The following is a 15,518-nucleotide window of genomic DNA, read 5'->3' on the forward strand; positions in this document are numbered from 1 at the left end:
CCGCCCCTTGAGGGCCTGTTCAGGCCTCAGTCGCCGGCCGCGCGCTTCCAGGCCTGGGCGGCCATGACGGCATCGCCGCGCGCATCGGCTAGCGTGGCCAGCGCGCGCCAGGCATTGCGGTACAGCTTCGCGTCCTGCAGCGCCATCGCGGCCTGGGTCAGCAGCTGCTGGGCCTTGCCCCAGAGCTGGCGCTTCATGCAGGCCATGCCCGCCAGGTATTGCAAGCTGGCGTCGCGCGGATTGGCGCGGGCTGCCGCCTCCAGACGCGCCAGCCAGGCGGCATCGATGGAATCGAGCCCGCCCTCGAGCGCCTGCACCAGCCGCACCTTGAGGCCATCGCCCAGGCCGGCCTGCTGCTCCCACACCGGTAGCAACCAGTCGCGCCCGGTCTGGGCGTCGCCGCCCAGCGTCACCAGCCGTTGCGCAGCATGGATGGCCAGCTCGGGCATCAGGCGCTCGGCCGGCTCCAGCGAAGCCCAGGCGCGCCGCAGCTGGGCTTCATCATGGGCGCCATTGAGCAGGTCGACCGCCAGGCCGCGCACGATGCTCTGCGCGGCGCCCGGCGAGAACGCCCGGTGCTTGGCCAGCAGGCGCGCCGTCTCCAGCGCCTCGCCTGTGTGGCGGGCCAGCCGCGCCGCCTTGAGTTTCATGCGCAGGGCCAGGGTGCGCCGCGCTGCGCCCTGCGGCAGGTCCTTGAGCCAGGCCATGGCGGCATGCGGCTCGTGGTCGTCCAGTGACCAGCGCGCCGCGCGCATCAGGGCGCCTTCCTGCATCTCCTGGGCATCGCGCTCGGCAGCCTGCTGCAGCGCCAGCTGCAGGTGTTCGTCCCGCGCCGGCTTGTCCTGCAAGGCCTGAGCGCTCTCGGCCACCAGCAGGTGGGCCAGGGTGCGCACCCGGCCGGCGGCGGCCAGGGGCTCGGCGCCGGCGGCCAGCGATTTCTCCTGGGCCAGCGCGCCCTCGGCCGCCTTGCGCGCGCGGATGAAGCGGCCGGCCAGCATGTGCGCGATCGATTCGAGCAGGAAGGCGTGCATGGCGCGCTCCTTCTGCTGCGAGCGCCAGCGCAGCGCCTGGCGCGGCAGGTCGAACAGCGCCGCCAGCGCGCCCAGCGCGGCATGCAGGAACACAAAGGCCGCGAATAGCAGCAGCAGCACCAGGTTGAGCGAGAGGTCGACCCGGTAAGGCGGCCAGAACAGCGTGACTGTGCCCTGGTTGTTGCCGGCGAACAGGGCGATCGCCACCGCCACACCGAACAGGGCCAGGAGCCAGAGGGCTGCGCGCATGGTCCTGCCTCAGCTCCGCATCACCGGCCGGCGGCCGCTGTCGCCAGCACCGCCAGGGTTTCGTCGATCGGCGGCAGTTCCACCGAACGCAGCTGGGCCTGCAACTGCTGCAGCAGTGTTGCAGCGGCCTGGGTCTTGCGCGAGGCCGGATCGAAATAGCGGTTGAGCGCGGCCGCAGCGCCGGCCACATCGGCGCGGGCCGAGGCGGTCTGGCGCGCCAGCAGGCCCAGCCTGGCATTGAGCAGCTTGAGCTTGAGGTTCTCGCGCAGGAAGAAGGCCTGCTCGGGCGCCAGCAGCACGGCCTCGGGCTGGTCGATGCGGCTGACCCGCACCAGGCTGCGGGCTTCCTCGCGCAGCACGCCCAGGGCGCGCTGCCACCATTGGTCCGGCACCGGCGCAGCATCGCGGCGCATGCCCGCAGCGCTGGATGCCACGGCATTGGCCACCGGCAGGTCATCGACCTGGCGGACCAGCTCGTCGAGCTTGAGCAGCAGGCCGGGCACGTCGGCGATGCTGGCGGCCTTGACCCTCTCGATGTCGCGCGCGATGGCCGCGCGCACCCGCGCCAGCCGCGGCTGGGCGGCGCGTGCCAGCCGCTGGTCGGCTGTGCGCAAGGCCGCCAGCATGGGCTCGACGCTCAGGGTCAGCTGGGCCTGCTGCTGCGCCAGCCGCACTGCGGACTCGATGTCGACCACCAGGTTCTCATCGCGCGAGCGCGACAGGCTCTGCATCAGCTCCTCGATCTGGCTGCGCTGCAGGGCGACCTCGGTCACGCGGCTCTCGATGACGGCCTGGCGGGCGGCGGTTTCGCGCGCCAGCTCCTGCGCCTGCTTGGCCAGCGCGCGGGCCTCAATGGCATTGGCGCCGGAGTCAGCGCTCTGGCGCGCCAGCTGTTCCTGGATGGTGGAGAGCTTTTGCCAGAGCAGCACGCTGGCGGCCAGCGCCAGCACCGCCAGCACCAGGGCGGCGGACAGCGCCAGGCGCGACACTGGGCGCGGCCCGTGCGGCAACGGCGCGGCGGGCGCGGCCACGATGTCCAGCGCTGCCGCAGGCGCGGGCGGCACGGGATCGCTGGCGGGCTCGGCAGTCGCAGTCATTCAATCGATTCTAGGGCCGCCGCCACAGCGTCCACGGCGGGACGTGACTCGCAAACAACACCGAAACCGGCACTGCGTGCGGCCTGGGCGATGCGCGGATGCGTGACCAGGGCACGCGCACGCGACCAGTCCTGCCCGGGCAGTGCACGCTCCAGGTGGGCCAATGCCTCCGAGCTGCTGAACAGCCACACCGAACCGTCGTGCGCAGCGCTGCGCGCCAGGGCCAGCTGCTGCGCGTCCAGCACCGGCGCGTGGCGCAAGTAGGCCACCACGGTGTCGACCTGCACACCCGAGCGCAGCAGCTGCGCCATGAGCCAGTCACGGCCGGCCGCCTGGCCGCTGGCATCGCCGCCGCGCACGACCAGCACGCGTGTCCCCGCGCCCAGCTGGCCGCCGACCTGCTGCCACAGGGCTTCGGAATCGAATTGCGCGGCCTGCGCGGCCGGAGAATCGACCAGCCTGGCGTCCAGTCCGGCGGCAAGCAAGGCCTCGCGGGTCCCCGGGCCGGGCGCCCATGCTCTTGTTTTAATAGCACCCCACGCCCATTGGACGGGAGCTACAGCCGGTTTTTGCTCAAAAAAGTGGCGCACGGCATTGCCGCTGACAAACATCAGGGCGGCCCAGTCGCCCAGCTGCTGCCAGGCGCGCTGCAGGGGCCGGGGATCGGGCGCGGCGGCAATGGCGATCAGGGGCAGCGACGCCACCGTGTGGCCGCGCGCCTGCAGCGCCTGGCGCCAGGGCTCGGCATCGGTCTGCGGCCGGGTCAGGACCAGCCGGGCCATCAGCGCTTGCCGGCCATGGCCGCGTTCAGCGGGCGCCCGCGGCGCGCAATCGGGCGGCCACCTCGGTGCCCAGCGCCGCGGCCTGCTCCAGGTCGGCCACCACGGCCGCCGAGCGGACGCGCACCAGCGGCGCCTGGCCGTCCGGGTCGCCCCAGGCGGCGCGCAGCTGCAGGTACTCGCCGGAATAGACGGCGAAAGCCGCCAGCGGCATCGAGCAGCTGCCGCCCATGGCGCGGCTGACGGCGCGCTCGGCCGCCACCGCCATCCAGCTGCGCTGGTCCGACAGCGGCGCCAAAGCCTCGATCAGTTCCTTGCGCTCGGCACGCACCTCGATGCCCAGCGCGCCCTGGCCGGCGGCCGGCAGCATCTTCTCGGGCTCGAAGACCTGGGCGATGCGCTCGCCCAGGCCCAGGCGCTTGAGGCCGGCGGCCGCCAGCACGATGGCGTCGTACTGGCCGTCATCGAGCTTGCGCAGCCGCGTGTCGAGATTGCCGCGCAACGGCTCGATGCGCAGATCGGGGCGCAGGTCGCGCAATAGCACCACGCGGCGCAGGCTCGACGTGCCCACCACGGCCCCCCGGGGCAAGGCATCCAGGCTGGCGAAGCGGTTGGAGACGAAGGCATCGCGCGGGTCCTCGCGCTCCATCACACAGGCCAGAACAAAGCCTTCGGGCAGGTCCATGGGCACGTCCTTGAGGGAGTGCACGGCCAGGTCGGCACGGCCCTCCTCCAGGGCGACTTCCAGCTCCTTGACGAACAGGCCCTTGCCGCCGACCTTGCTGAGCGACCGGTCCAGGATCTGGTCGCCCTTGGTGGTCATGCCCAGCAGCGAGACCTCATGGCCCAGAGGCTGCAGCAGGGCCTTGACATGTTCGGCCTGCCAGTGGGCCAGGCGGCTTTCGCGGGTGGCAATGCGCAGCGTGCTCAATCTCGTAACCGGTTGGTAATGCGTGGGGGTAGGCGATGCTAGCATGGGCCCTGCTCAAAAACTAAGCAGCGCCGCAGCGCCAACTCCATGCCGCCGACCCCGCCATCGCCCGCCGTTTCCCCCTCCCGCCGTGCCCGCGACAACGAACGCCCCCTGCTGGAGGACATCCGCCAGCTGGGCCGCATCCTGGGCGACGTGATCCGCGAGCAGGAAGGCATTGAAGCCTATGAGCTGGTCGAGCGCATCCGCAAGCTGTCGGTGGCCTTCCGGCGCGACGCCGACCACGAGGCCGACAAGGCGCTCAAGCAGCTTCTGAAGTCGCTCTCGAGCGACCAGGCCGTCAGCGTGATCCGCGCCTTCACCTACTTCAGCCACCTGGCCAACCTGGCCGAGGACAGGCACCACATCCGCCGCCGCGCGGTGCACGAGCGCGCCGGCGACACCCAGGAAGGCAGCATCGAGGTGGCGCTGGCGCGGCTGCGCTGGGCCGGCATCGGCGCGCGCGCCGTCTCGCAGTCGCTGGCCCACAGCTTCGTCTCACCGGTGCTCACAGCCCATCCCACGGAAGTGCAGCGCAAGAGCATCCTGGATGCCGAGCGCGACATCGCCAAGCTGCTGACCGAGCGCGACGAGATCAAGACCCGCGCCCAGCCCAAGGACGCGCTGGCGCCGCGCGAGCTGGCCGCCAACGAGGCGCAAATCCGCGCCCGCGTGATGCAGCTGTGGCAGACCCGCTTGTTGCGCACCTCCAAGCTCACCGTGGCCGACGAGGTCGAGAACGCCCTGTCCTACTACGAGGCCACCTTCCTGCGCGAGATCCCCAAACTCTACGCCGAGCTGGAGCGCGAGCTGGGCCAGTGGCCGGTGGCGAGCTTCCTGCGCATGGGCCAGTGGATAGGCGGCGACCGCGACGGCAATCCCAACGTCACAGCGCAGACGCTGGAGCATGCCCTGCGCCGGCAATGCGAGGTGGCACTGCGCCACTATCTGACCGAGGTGCATCTGCTGGGCAGCGAGCTGTCGCTGTCGGCCCTGCTGGTGGGCGTGGAGCCGGCCATGCAGGCCCTGGCCGAGCGCTCGCCCGACACCAACGAGCACCGCCAGGACGAGCCCTACCGGCGCGCCCTGACCGGCATGTACGCGCGGCTGGCGGCCAGCCTCAAGCAGCTCACCGGCGGCGAGGCGGCGCGCCACGCGGTCGCGCCGCAGGACCCTTACACCAGCGCCGAGGAATTCCTGGCCGATCTGCGCACCATCCGCGACTCGCTGCTGGCCCGCCATGCAGGCGCGCTGGCGGCGCAGCGCCTGCACCCGCTGCTGCGTGCGGTGGAGGTGTTCGGCTTTCATCTGGCCACGCTGGACCTGCGGCAAAGCTCGGACAAGCACGAGGAGGTGGTGGCCGAGCTGCTGGCCACGGCGCGCATCGAGCCGCGCTACGGCAAGCTCACGGAGGCGCAGCGGCGCGAGCTGCTGGTCTCGCTGCTGTCGGACGCCCGGCCGCTGCGCGTGGTCGGCGCGCAGTACACCGAGCACACGCAGCGCGAGCTGGCCATCTTCGAGGCCGCCAGGCGCTCCCGCGAGCTGTATGGCGCCCAGGCCATCCGCCACTACATCATCAGCCACACCGAGACCGTGAGCGACCTGCTGGAGGTGCTGCTACTGCAAAAGGAAGTGGGCCTGATGCACGGCACGCTGGACAGCAAAACCAGCGCCGACCTGATCGTGGTGCCGCTGTTCGAGACCATCGAGGATCTGCGCAACGCCGCGCCCATCATGCGCGAGTTCTATGCCCTGCCGGGCATCGCGCAGCTGGTGCAGCGTTCGGGCGCCGAGCAGGACATCATGCTGGGCTACAGCGACAGCAACAAGGACGGCGGCATCTTCACCAGCAACTGGGAGCTGTACCGCGCCGAGATCGCCCTGGTGGAGCTGTTCGACCAGTTGGCCAATTCGCACAACATCCAGCTGCGCATGTTCCACGGCCGTGGCGGCACCGTCGGCCGCGGCGGCGGCCCCAGCTACCAGGCCATCCTGGCCCAGCCGCCCGGCACGGTGCGCGGCCAGATCCGCCTGACCGAGCAGGGCGAGGTGATCGGCTCCAAGTACGCCAACCCGGAGATCGGCCGGCGCAACCTCGAGACCCTCGTGGCCGCCACGCTGGAGGCCACGCTGCTGCAGCCGACCAAGCCGGCGACCAAGGCCTTCCTGCAGGCGGCGCAAATCCTGTCGCAAGACAGCATGGCGGCCTACCGCGCCCTGGTCTATGAAACACCAGGCTTCACCGACTACTTCTTCGGCGCCACACCCATCCGCGAGATAGCCGGACTGAACATCGGCTCGCGGCCGGCATCACGCAAGCCCTCGCAACGCATCGAGGACCTGCGCGCCATCCCCTGGAGCTTCAGCTGGGGCCAGTGCCGGCTCACCCTGCCGGGCTGGTACGGCTTCGGCACGGCGGTGCATCAGTTCCTGGACGGTCAGAGCGGGCAATCGCGCAAGGAAGGCCTGGCCCTGCTGCAGAAGATGGACCGGCAGTGGCCGTTCTTTCGCACCTTGCTGTCCAACATGGACATGGTGCTGGCCAAGAGCGACCTGGCCCTGGCCTCGCGCTATTCCGAGCTGGTCACCGACGTTCGCCTGCGCAAGCGGATCTTCGGCGCCATCGAGGCCGAATGGCACCGCACGGCCGAGGCTCTGCAGTTGATCACGGGGCAAAAGCAGCGCCTGGCCGGCAACCTGGCCCTGCAGCGCTCGATCCGGCACCGCTTTCCCTACATCGACCCGCTGCACCACCTGCAGGTCGAACTGGTGCGCCGGCATCGCGCCGGCAAGGGCGACGAACGCGTGCAGCGCGGCATCCACATCTCGATCAACGGCATCGCCGCCGGGCTGCGCAATACCGGCTAAGTTTGTGGGATAGCTCCTACGGCGGCTGCGGCGCTGTCCGATACCGCTGCGCTTGGGTCCTCCCTACCATGGGGTTGCGACGTTTTCCTTCCCTCGTCCTCCCTCAGCTGGTATCCCATGACCCACGCAAGCACACGGGCTGTGCGCCCCCTTGGCGCCATCAATGAACAGGTGTCCAGCGATTTCGATGCGCTGGCCTCCCACATGCAGGCCTGCTATCTGTCCCAGGGCCGCTTCTTCCAGCTGCGCTCGTCGCTGGAGTCGCTCCATGCCCTGGTCAGTCCGCGGCTGATCAGCACCGCGGCGCTGTTCACCGTGATCGGTCTGGGCCTGCTGGCCATCGCCTAGGGCCAGGGTGAACACGGCGCTGATCGAAGGGCTCGAGGCGCTCACTCCCTACGCCCGCAGCATCCTGCTCGCCCGCAGCGACGGTGATGAGCCGCCGATCCGGGCCGAGCTGTTTGGCCTGCAGCGCTTCGAGGAGCACGGCCGCAGCCTGGCCCAGGCCCAGGCCGGACACGGCGATGGGGCAACGCCAACCGGCCCATCTTTCTTCCCGCGCGTTGACGAGAACATCCGCGCCCTGCGCAGCGCCTACGACTACGTGGCACTGACCTCGCAAAGCGGCCACTACGTGACGCCGGCGGCCGAATGGCTGCTGGACAACTTCCACCTGGTCGAAGCCCAGCTGCAGCAGATCCGCGAAGGCGTGCCGCGCCGCTACTACGCCGACCTGCCCAAGCTGGCGGCACCGCCGCTGCTGGGCCTGCCGCGCATCTACGGCATCGCCTGGGCCTACGTGGCGCACACCGACAGCGTGCTCGACGCCGAACTGCTCTCGGGCTTTCTCAACGCCTACCAAGAAGTCACCGAGCTGAACCTGTCGGAGCTGTGGGCCCTGCCCACCACGCTGCGCGTGGTGCTGCTGGAGAACCTGCGGCGCATGGCCGACAGCATCGCCCACAGCAAGGCCGCGCGCGAGGTCGCCCACGCGGTCTGGGACAGCGCCCACACCCTCAACGAGCAGGAACTCGATGCCCTGAGCGAGTTGATGCGCGAGCGCGGCCAGCAGCGCGCCTACCTGACCCAGTTGTGGCAACGCATGCCGACCGAGCGGCTGGACACCCAGCCGGCCCTGGTGCACTGGACCGAGCGCCATTGTTCCGACGGCCCGGCGCTGATGGTCGAGAGTCAGGGCGCGCAGGTGGCGGCCAACCTCACGGTCAGCAACATCATCACCACCTTGCGCCTGATCGGCCAGGTGGAATGGGCCAAGGTGCTCGAGCCCCTGTCGCCCTCGCTGCGGGTGCTGCACCAGCTGCCCAGCTTCGGCGGCGAGAGCGAGCTGACGCGTCGCCAGATCACCCATGCGATGGAGCGGGTGGCGCGGCGCAGCGGCAAGCCCGAGCGCGAGGTCGCCCAGGCTGTGGTCGCCGCCGCCGGCCAGGCCAGGGGCGAGGCCGGCCAGACCGCGGGCTACCACCTGATCGGGCCGGGCCGGCCCGCCGTCGAGGCGGCACTGGGCATGGCGCCGTCCTCGCAGGCGCGGCGCCGCAGCCTGCGGCTGGCCAGCTACACCGGCACCATCGCGCTGGGCACGGCGGCGCTGCTGTGGTGGGCCTGGAGCGGTGTCCAGGGGCCGGGCTGGGCCCAGGCGCTGGCCCTGTTCCTGCTGGCCTGGCCCGCCTCCGAGGCCGTGGCCTCGCTGGTGCACAGGCTGATCGCCGAATCGCTGAAGATCCATTTCCTGCCCCGCATGGATTTCTCCGCCGGCATCCCGGCGCGCCACCGCGTGCTGGTGGTCATCCCCACGCTGCTGACTTCGCCGGCGTCGACCCGGGCGCTGGCCGAACGCCTGTCGCTGCACTGGCTGGCCAACCGCGAGGCCCAGGCCCAGTTCGCTCTGCTGACCGACTGGGCCGACGCGCCGGCCCAAAGCCGGCCCGGCGATGCCGCCCTGCTCAAGGACGCCAGCGCGCAGATCGAGGCCTTGAACGCGCGCTTTCCGGCGGCGCCGGGGGAGGCGCCGCGCTTCCTGCTGCTGCACCGGCCGCGCAGCTGGTGCCAGACCCAGGGTGCCTGGCTGGGCTGGGAGCGCAAGCGCGGCAAGCTCGAACAGCTGGTGCGCTGGCTGGCCACCGGCCAGATGGAGGGCTTCCTGCCGCTGCCCGCGGAGCAGCGGCTGGCCCAGGGCATCCGCTATGTGGTCACGCTCGACAGCGACACCGGCCTGCCGCCGGGCACGCTGCGCGAACTGGTGGCAGTGGCCGCCCATCCGCTCAATGCGCCGCAGCTCGATCCGGCCACGCGCCGCGTCACCAGCGGCTACGGCATCTTGCAGCCGCGCGTCGCCGCGCCGCTGCCACCGGCGGCCGAGCGTACGCCCTTCCAGGCGATGTTTGCCGGCCAGCTGGGCATAGAGCCCTACAGCAGCGGCGCCTCCGACGTCTACCAGGACCTGTTCGGCGCCGGCAGCTTCATGGGCAAGGGGCTGCTCAACGTGCAGGCGGTCTACGCGGCGCTGGACCAGCGCCTGCCCGGCGAAGCGGTGCTCAGCCACGACCTGCTCGAAGGCAGCATCGCGCGCTGCGGCTACGTCAGCGACATCGCCCTGCTGGAAGACCATCCCGGCCACGTCGGCGTGGCCAACACGCGGCTGCACCGCTGGACCCGCGGCGACTGGCAGCTGCTGCCGGTGCTGCGCCACGCCAGGCGCAACGGCATCGGCGGCGTGGACCGCTGGAAGATGGCCGACAACCTGCGCCGATCGCTGGTCCTGCCGGCGTCCCTCGCCCTGCTTGTGTGGGTGATCTTCAGCGCCGCCATGCCGCTGGCGGCCGCCTTCGGCATGGTGCTGGCCGCACTGCTGGCCGGCCCCCTGATGGGCGCCGTTGCCGGCCTGGTGCCCACGCGCCGCGGCATTGCCTGGGCACATTTTTTCCACGTCGGGCGGCTGCAGCTGGGCCTGACCCTGGCCGGTGCGGCCTGGCAGTTCAGCCAGCTGGCGGCGCAGGCCCTGCTGCAGTTGGACGCGGTGCTGCGCACGCTCTGGCGGCTGGCCGTGAGCCGGCGCGGCCTGCTGGAATGGACCACGGCGGCGCAGGCCCAGGCCAGCGCGCGCCATCAGCTGGGCGCCTTTGCCCGCCAGCATGCCGGCCTGTCGGCGGCCTGCGCCCTGCTGGCCGCGGCGGCCACGGCGGGCCCCCATCCCGTGACCGGGCCGCTGCTGCTGCTGCTGTGGGCAGCAGCACCGGTGACGGCCTGGTGGGCCAGCCGGCCGGCGCTGCCCAACCCGCTGCAGGAGTTGCGCAAGAAAGAGCAACGCTATTTGCTGGCGCTGGCGCGTGACACCTGGCGCTTCTTCGAGCACTGTGTCAGCGCGCAGGACAACCACCTGCCGCCCGACAACCTGCAGATGGTGCCCCAGCCCACCATCGCCCACCGCACCTCGCCCACCAACATCGGCCTGTACCTGCTGGCCGTGACCTGCGCGCGCGAGTTCGGCTGGATCAGCACCGGCGAGGTGGTCGAGCGCCTGGGCAAGACCCTGGACGCGGTCGACAAGCTGCCCAAGCACCAGGGCCACCTGCTCAACTGGTACGACACGCGCACGCTCGAGGTGCTGCAGCCGGCCTATGTCTCCACCGTGGACAGCGGCAACCTGGCCGGGCTGCTGCTGGCGGTGGCCCAGGCCTGCCTGGAATTGGCCGAGCGCGGCGGCGACGCGCCGCAGGCGCAGCAGGCGCTGGCCGCCATCGCGGCGCGCTGCCAGGCGCTGCACGACGCGATGGATTTTCGCGGCCTGTACGATCCGCGCCGCCATCTGTTCCACATCGGCCTGCGGGTGGCCGAGCATGTGCTGGACCCCAGCTACTACGACCTGCTGGCGTCGGAGTCGCGCCTGACCAGCTTCCTGGCCATCGCCAAGGGCGATGTGCCGCGCCGCCACTGGCAGGCTCTGGGCCGGCCCTTCCTGTCGGTGGGCGTCACGCCGGGCCTGAAGTCGTGGTCGGGCTCCATGTTCGAGTACCTGATGCCCTCGCTGCTGATGGCCGAGCCCGAGGGCGGCCTGTTGCATGAGGCGGCGCGCGCCGCGGTCGCTGAGCAGCAGGCCTTCGGCCTGGCCCAGCGTCTGCCCTGGGGCGTGTCCGAGTCGGCCTATTTCGCGCAGGACCATTCGCTGGCCTACCAGTACTCGCCCTTTGGCGCGCCGCGGCTGGCACTGCGCCGCACGCCGCCGACCGACCGCGTGGTCGCACCCTACGCCACCATGCTGGCCACGCTGTTCGATCCGCGTGGTGCGGTCGCCAATCTGGAGCGGCTGCAGCTGCTGGGCGCGCGTGGCCAGTTCGGCCTGTACGAGGCGCTGGATTTCACTGTCTCGCGCCAGCCGGGTGCCCAGCCCATGAGCGTGGTCGAGGCCTTCATGGCGCACCACCAGGGCATGTCGCTGGTGGCACTGTGCAACGTGCTGTGCGACAACGCGGCGCGCCGCTGGTTCAGCGCCGACCCGCTGGTGCGCGCGCACGAAGCGCTGCTGCACGAAAGCACGCCGCGCCAGATCGTCGAGAGCGCCGACCCGCGGCGCCCGCCCGCAGCGGGCAACGCCGCCCCGGTGCCGCTGTTCCACTCGCGTGACGTTGACCCGCGCGCTGCCGCGTGGCAGCCCACCCAGCTGCTGTCCAACGGCCGCTACGCGGTGGCGCTGCGGCCCAATGGCGCGGGCCTGAGCCGCTGGGGCCACCACCACGTCAGCCGCTGGCGCGACGACCTGCTGCGCGACGGCTACGGCACATTCTTCTACCTGCAACGCGAAGGCAAGCCGGTGGTCTCGCTCACCGCCAGCCCGGCGCCGGGCCTGCGCTGGCGCTACACCACGCGCATGCTGGCCGACCGCGTGCAGTTCGACGCCCAGGGCGAGGGCATCGTCTCGGGCGTCACGGTGGTGGTCAGCCCGGAAGACGACACCGAGCTGCGCACCGTGACGCTGCACAACACCACCGACAGCGAGATCGTCTGCGAGCTGGTGTCTTGCTTCGAGGCCGTGCTGGCCGACCCGCGCGCCGACGAGGCGCACCCGGCGTTTTCGAACCTGTTCGTGCAGACCCGCTGGCAGCCGCAGTGGCGCGCCCTGCTGCTGGCGCGCCGGCCGCGCCTGCACGGTGACCCGGTGGTCTGCGCCGCGCACTTCCTGGCCGAAGCCGATGCCGACGTCCTGTCCGTGGGCTGCATCGCCGACCGCCGACTGTTCCTGGGCCGTGCGCGCGCGGCCGCGCAACCGGCGCTGGGCACGCAGCAGGTGCAGGCCGACGGCACGGCCGTCAACGGGCTGGACCCGGTGGCCAGCCTGCGCGTCAGGCTGCGGCTGGCGCCTGGGGCAGTCGCCCGCCTGAGCTTCGCCACCGCCGCCGGCGACAGCGAGGAAGAACTGGCCACGCGCATCGACAAGTACCTGCAGCCCATGCACGTGGAGCGCGCCATGCGCATGGCCGCCACCCTGGCCCAGGTGCGGCTGCGCGACCTGGGCATCGGGCCGGAGGAAAACAGCGCGCTGCAGGACCTGACGACCGCGCTGATGTACAGCGCGCCGCGCCAGCTGGCCGAGCGCACGCCGCTGGACCAGCGCCAGCTCTGGCGCTTCGGCATCTCGGGCGACAAGCCCATCGTGCTGGTGCGCATCCACTCCTCCAACGGCATGCCCCTGGTGCACGACCTCTTGCGTGCCCAGCCCTGGTGGAGCTTCGGCGGCCTGCCGATGGACGTGGTGGTCCTCAACAGCGAGCCCAACTCCTACCTGATGCCGCTGCAGCGCGACATCCTGGCGCTGCGCGACCGGCTGATGCAGGCCACCCAGCACAGCTTCCCGCGCAGCGACATCGCCGGCTTTCACCTGCTGCGCGAGCAGGACATCTCGGTTTCCGAAAAGGCCGCGTTGACCGGCCTGGCGCGGGTGGTCTTCACCGCCGATGGCCGGCCGCTGGACCTGCAGGTGGCGGCGCTGTGCGAGCGCTGGGCCGTGGCGCGCGGCAGTTCGGTGCCGGCGCTGCCCGCGCTCGTGCCGGGAGCCGGGCCGCAGGCGCCGGTGGCCGGCGTCTTTCACCCGCCCAGCGGCGAGTTCCATTTCGAGCTCGCCGCCGGCCAGGCACCGGCACGGCCCTGGGTCAACGTCATCGCCAACCCCGACTTCGGCTTCCAGGTGTCGGAGGCGGGCAGCGGCTACACCTGGGCGGTCAACAGCCGTCTGCACCAGGTCACGCCCTGGTCGAACGACGTGGTGCGCGACCCGGCCAGTGAACACTGGCTGCTGCAGGACCGCGACAGCCGCGGCGTGCTGGCACTGGCGCCGGGCGTACTGGCCGCGCCAACCGCCCGCTACCGGGTGCGCCATGGCCAGGGCTACAGCGTGTTCGAGTCGGCCAACACCGGCCTGCTACTGGAGACCACCTTCTTTGCCGATCGGGTCCAGGCCGCCAAGCTGGTGCAGATCAAGATTCGCAATGACGGGCCGGGCCGGCGTCAGCTGCGCGCGCTCGCGATGGCCGAATGGCAGCTGGGCGCGACCCGCGGCGAGCGCCGCACCCTGCACACCTGGAAGCAACCGCAAACGCCAGTGGTGCTGGCCCAGCAACGCGAAGGCCGGGCCGGCTTCGGCGGCAGCACCGCCTTCCTGGCCCTGGCGGGTGCTCCCGGCGCGCCAGCCGCGGTGCAATGGACCTGCGACCGCACCGAGTTCTTCGACAGCGCCGGCCAGCTGGTCCTGCCCGATGTCCTGGGCCAGCGTGGCGGCGCCTCGCTCGACCCCTGTGGCGCGCTGGCCGCCGACTTCAGCCTGGAGCCCGGCGCCAGCATCACCCTGGTCTTCATACTGGGCCATGCTGGCAGCGCCGAGGCGGCGCAGCAGATGGCCGCGCAGTGGTTGCAGCGCGATGCTGGTGCGGCCTTGCAGGAGGTGCGGCAGTGGTGGGACGAGCTGCTGGGCCAGGTGCAGGTGCGCACGCCCGACGGCCTGTTCGACGCCCTGGTCAACCGCTGGCTGCTGTACCAGACCGTGGCCTGCCGCCTGTGGTCCAAGGCCGGCTTCTACCAGGCCGGCGGCGCCTTCGGTTTCCGCGACCAGCTGCAGGACGCGATGGCCCTGGTGCTGGCCGACCCGCAACGGCTGCGCGAGCAGATCCTGCTCAACGCCTCGCGCCAGTTCCCCGAGGGCGACGTCCAGCACTGGTGGCATGCGCCCGGCGGTGAAGGTGTGCGCACCCATTTCTCCGACGACCTGCTGTGGCTGCCCTATGCCTGCGCCTGGTACGTCGAGGTGACCGGCGACGCCGGCGTGCTCGACCAGCCGGTGGCCTTCATCGACGGCCCGCAGATCCCGCCGGGTGCGGAGGACGCCTACTACCCGCCGCAGGTCTCGGAGCTGTCCGCCCCGCTCTATGAGCATTGCGCGCGCAGCATCGACCGCAGCCTGCCGGTGGGCGAACACGGCCTGCCCCTGATGGGAACCGGCGACTGGAACGACGGCATGAACCGCGTCGGCCACCTGGGCCGCGGCGAGTCGGTCTGGCTGGCCTGGTTCCTGTGCAGCGTGGTCGAGCGCTTCGCGCCACTGGCCCAGGCGCGCGGCGACAAGGAACGCGCTGCGCGCTGGCTGCAGGCCCGCGAAGGCTGGATCGCCGCGTTGCACACAGCCGGCTGGGACGGCCAGTGGTTCCGCCGCGCCTTCTTCGACAACGGCGCGCCACTGGGTTCGCAATACAACGAGGAATGCCGCATCGACCTGATCGCCCAGGCCTGGTCTGTGCTGTCCGGCGCTTCGACGCCGGCCTACACCGGCCCGGCGATGGACTCGCTGCGCCGGCAACTGATCGACCGCAGCGCCGGCCTGCTGCGCCTGCTGCACCCGCCGCTGCAGGACTCGCCCAACAGCCCGGGCTACATCCAGGCCTATCCGAGCGGCGTGCGCGAGAACGGCGGCCAGTATTCGCATGGCGCCGTCTGGGCCATGATGGCCCAGGCCCTGAGCGGCGACACCGAGGGCGCCTGGAAAAGCTTCCAGTCGCTCAGCCCGGCGCATCGCAGCCAGAACCCGGAACGCGCCGCCGCCTACGAGCTGGAGCCCTACGTGATGGCCGGCGACATCTACACCGCGCCGCCCTATGCCGGCCGCGGCGGCTGGAGCTGGTACACCGGCTCGGCTGCCTGGCTGTACCGGGCCGCGCTGGAGACCCTGCTGGGTCTGGCGGTGCGGCCGGGCCGGCTGTCGCTGTCGCCGCGCCTGCCGGCGCACTGGCCCTCGGTGGAGTTGCGGCTCAAGCTGCAAGGCCAGGACATCACGCTGCACTGGCAGCGCGACGACCATCCCGACACGCTGATCGAGCCGCACTGCGTGCTGCGCTGGGGCGAATGGGTGGACCTGGCCAGCCTGCCGCCGCAGGCCGTGCTGCTGGTGGTCGGCGAGGCGCCCCCGGTCACCGCGCCCACGCAGGCGACAGCTGAGGAAGCCGCCGACAGCCTGCGCTGAGCGGCA

At 71.4% G+C, this 15,518-nt stretch carries 7 protein-coding genes; 3 read left to right on the top strand and 4 right to left on the bottom strand.

Translation table 11 applies throughout. The features are described from left to right. Positions 1–26: 26 nt before the first annotated feature. Genes Q0632_RS01735 through hemC form a run of 4 tightly spaced genes read right to left on the bottom strand, consistent with a single transcriptional unit; the run spans position 27 to position 4,132 of the window. A complete protein-coding gene (locus Q0632_RS01735) occupies positions 27–1,280 on the bottom strand; it encodes a heme biosynthesis HemY N-terminal domain-containing protein (protein WP_298923697.1) in 1,254 nt (417 codons plus the stop codon). Positions 1,281–1,300: 20 nt separating this feature from the next. Next, positions 1,301–2,377, bottom strand: coding sequence for a uroporphyrinogen-III C-methyltransferase (locus tag Q0632_RS01740; RefSeq protein ID WP_298923699.1), 1,077 nt, complete (start codon positions 2,375–2,377; stop codon positions 1,301–1,303). Continuing rightward, the gene (locus tag Q0632_RS01745; RefSeq protein ID WP_298923701.1) at positions 2,374–3,159 is read right to left on the bottom strand and encodes a uroporphyrinogen-III synthase; all 786 of its coding nucleotides are present in this window, start codon (positions 3,157–3,159) and stop codon (positions 2,374–2,376) included. Before Q0632_RS01745 ends, Q0632_RS01740 begins: the two co-directional genes overlap by 4 nt. A gap of 25 nt (positions 3,160–3,184) precedes the next feature. Next, positions 3,185–4,132, bottom strand: a complete 948-nt coding sequence (gene hemC / locus Q0632_RS01750; protein ID WP_298923703.1) for a hydroxymethylbilane synthase — start codon at positions 4,130–4,132, stop codon at positions 3,185–3,187. 42 nt (positions 4,133–4,174) lie between these two features. Here hemC and ppc point away from each other — a divergent pair, with 42 nt between their 5' ends. The 3 genes from ppc to Q0632_RS01765 all read left to right on the top strand — a co-directional run bounded on the left by ppc (position 4,175) and on the right by Q0632_RS01765 (position 15,512). Further along, positions 4,175–6,994 (top strand): phosphoenolpyruvate carboxylase, encoded by a 2,820-nt coding sequence (ppc, locus tag Q0632_RS01755; protein WP_298923706.1) that lies wholly within the window; start codon positions 4,175–4,177, stop codon positions 6,992–6,994. Between the two features lie 117 nt (positions 6,995–7,111). Further along, a complete protein-coding gene (locus Q0632_RS01760; RefSeq protein ID WP_298923708.1) occupies positions 7,112–7,342 on the top strand; it encodes a hypothetical protein in 231 nt (76 codons plus the stop codon). A gap of 7 nt (positions 7,343–7,349) precedes the next feature. Continuing rightward, complete coding sequence (locus tag Q0632_RS01765; protein WP_298923710.1) at positions 7,350–15,512, top strand: glucoamylase family protein; 8,163 nt, start codon at positions 7,350–7,352, stop codon at positions 15,510–15,512. The last annotated feature ends 6 nt before the right edge of the window (positions 15,513–15,518 follow it).

The organism is uncultured Ramlibacter sp., from assembly GCF_936925435.1.
Taxonomy (GTDB): Bacteria; Pseudomonadota; Gammaproteobacteria; order Burkholderiales; family Burkholderiaceae_C; genus Ramlibacter.